Source organism: Cupriavidus sp. 96C5-1, assembly GCF_057798855.1.
On record NZ_JBYOJU010000115.1, the window covers coordinates 1 to 1,769 of the forward strand.

At 61.9% G+C, this 1,769-nt stretch carries 1 protein-coding gene and 1 rRNA gene; both read right to left on the bottom strand.

Annotated elements, in window-relative coordinates; genetic code table 11:
* The coding region (locus tag AC3FOF_RS44520; RefSeq protein WP_488730310.1) for an endo alpha-1,4 polygalactosaminidase at nucleotides 1-890 on the bottom strand (890 nt) is incomplete at its 3' end.
* 748 nt (nucleotides 891-1,638) lie between these two features.
* Nucleotides 1,639-1,751 (bottom strand): 5S ribosomal RNA (gene rrf / locus AC3FOF_RS44525).
* Between the last annotated feature and the right edge of the window lie 18 nt (nucleotides 1,752-1,769).

A 1,769-nucleotide genomic window follows, 5' to 3' on the forward strand; every position in this document is an offset into this window, starting at 1 on the left:
CGGTCCTGCACGACCAGCACGCGGCGCGGCATCACCTCGATGCTGCCGATGCCGACCGTCTGCAGGCCGGGGTCGGCCACATAGGGGATGATGCCCTGCGCGCGGATCCGCGCCGCGGTATCGCGCGCGCACTGGCGGTCGGCGGGCGGGCAGTAGTCGATCGAGATCACCGGCAGGCGGTATTGCTCGCGGATCGTGCGCACCTGGCCAAGCAGCCAGTTGCGATCCGCCTCGCTCACCTCGGTAAAGCGCTTGCCGGCCTGGTCCCAGCCCCGGTAGAGCGACTCGAAGGCCACCGCATAGGCCAGCTGGTTGACCTGCGGCAGGATCTCGAAGCCGCGGTTGAAGATCAGCCTGGCCTCGGGATAGCGCGCCTTGATGGCGCGGATCACCGCCACCATGCCGGCTTCCTGGCTGGCGCGCGCGGCATCGGTCCTGGCCACGAGCTGGTAGGAATCGAGCGTATCGAGGAAGAAGCCGCGATAACCGCGCTCCCACAACGGCGCGATGACCTTGTCCACGTAGAAAGCCGGCCAGCCCTCGGCGGCCTGGTCGACCACACGGGCCCCCCAGGCATCGTTATTGCCAGTCAGCCACGCTTTGGGAATGTCCTTCAGGTAAGCGCGCGACGGCGCGACTTCGCCAATGCTGACATAGGCGAACCACTGCGTATCGGGGGTGGCCACGCGCCGCGGGTCGAAGCCGCTGTCCGGCTCGACCACCGCGATATCGAAGGCCTGGAGAGCGTCCACCGGCGGCTTGCTGCCGTAGTGGAAGGCAATATTGGGAGCCCGGGCTGCAGCCGGAGGCACCACCTGCGCATGCGCTGGACATTGCCAGGCGGCAAGCACGGCGAGCAGCAAGCCCAGTGATGCCCTCGCTATCGGCATGGCCTGGATCGCCTTCACCATGGACGGCACGCGGCGCATTGCGCCGTACAATCGCAACAGACTCACTTGCAGACCCTTTTCTTATTTTCCAATCCCCTCAGCAAGCCATGCGGCTCACTGCATCCAGCAGGATGCCCCCGAGACACGCCCTTTGAGGTAATTCTTCAATAATACGCTGGCCAGGGCCGGTTCGATCAAATGAGCTTGATATCGTTGGAGCGACAATCCGCGCGACCGGGCATTATCGATTCACCAACATGCCGGTGACCACGGCCCGGAACATAACATAGCGGCCGCATACCCGGGCAGCATTATCGCTCTATCCCTGGCCGCGATGGTTCTCGCCGCCGCATTCGTCTACGCCGGTGGGCATGAGCCCACCACCATATGGGGAGGCAATGCAGAGCCTGAGGAAAGCACCACAAGCTACGATTACGGCGAGAAGGGTTGTCATGGATCAGCTTCACCACAGATGTGTTGGCGGGTCGATAGGGTACCAACCCTTGCTGACTTTGACTGCAAAAGATTGTCAACCCCATTTTGGGGCAACTGGAGGTATTGGAGGTATTTTTCCTGCTGAAAGCTCAGCAGCACAAATGTTTTTGGAGGGGTCAGAAACGGCCAGAGTAGGGATTATGCAGACGCGATCCGTCCGGTGCAAAGCACGCCATATGTGTGCGGCATGCATTTCCGGCGCCGCAAAAGCAAAACCCCCCAGTACTATCGTACTGGGGGGTTTCAAGGGAGAGCCTGGCGATTACCTACTTTCACACGGGTATCCGCACTATCATCGGCGTGGAGTCGTTTCACGGTCCTGTTCGGGATGGGAAGGGGTGGTTCCAACTCGCTATGGTCACCAGGCATAAACGGTGTGCCGCG